General features: G+C 38.5%; 1 pseudogene. It reads left to right on the top strand.

Features of this window, described 5'->3' with window-relative positions:
• Positions 1 to 132 (top strand): annotated as a pseudogene (locus ACFINW_RS10170) (DUF3792 domain-containing protein); the annotation flags it as partial.
• Positions 133 to 522 lie beyond the last annotated feature (390 nt).

The raw sequence follows: 522 nt of genomic DNA, 5'->3' as shown, positions 1-522 counted from the left end.
GCGACTAAAGCCACAAAAACAGCCTCCAATATGGGGTGGTGGGGCTTTTTAGGAAGTCTGGTAGGCGCCATTATTTCGAGTGTTTTTGGCTATTATGGTTATAGAAGCCGTAAGGACACTTTCATGCTTTAAAACGTCTACCTGTCTACCTTTAAAGCAAATACATAAAAAGCTGCACGCATAGTGCAGCTTTTTTGCAAAATTTTCTGATTGTCTTTTTGTATCATTGTCTCTCATATCAGACAACTTCACCAGCCCATCATCCTTAATACTCCCCTTTAAAAAAACATAAGGAGTTGCTCATCGCTGCCAATAGGCATTGTGCTTGTTTTGGAAAAGAGCTCTGAAAACTTTCTTTTCAACTGATCATCAAGAAAAACTATACAAAGCATGGGATATACCATAAACACGTAGAAGAAAATTGTACCTTATAACCTCTTGGGGAGGAGCATTGTGACAAAGAAAAAATCCATGATTTTTACCCAAATGGGACTTTTCCTTGTTTTGGGCTTTAGCAGCTTT

It is taken from the genome of Bartonella sp. AA18HLJMS (assembly GCF_042197245.1).
Taxonomy (GTDB): domain Bacteria; phylum Pseudomonadota; class Alphaproteobacteria; order Rhizobiales; family Rhizobiaceae; genus Bartonella.
This window is presented reverse-complemented; position numbering and strand designations above follow the sequence as displayed.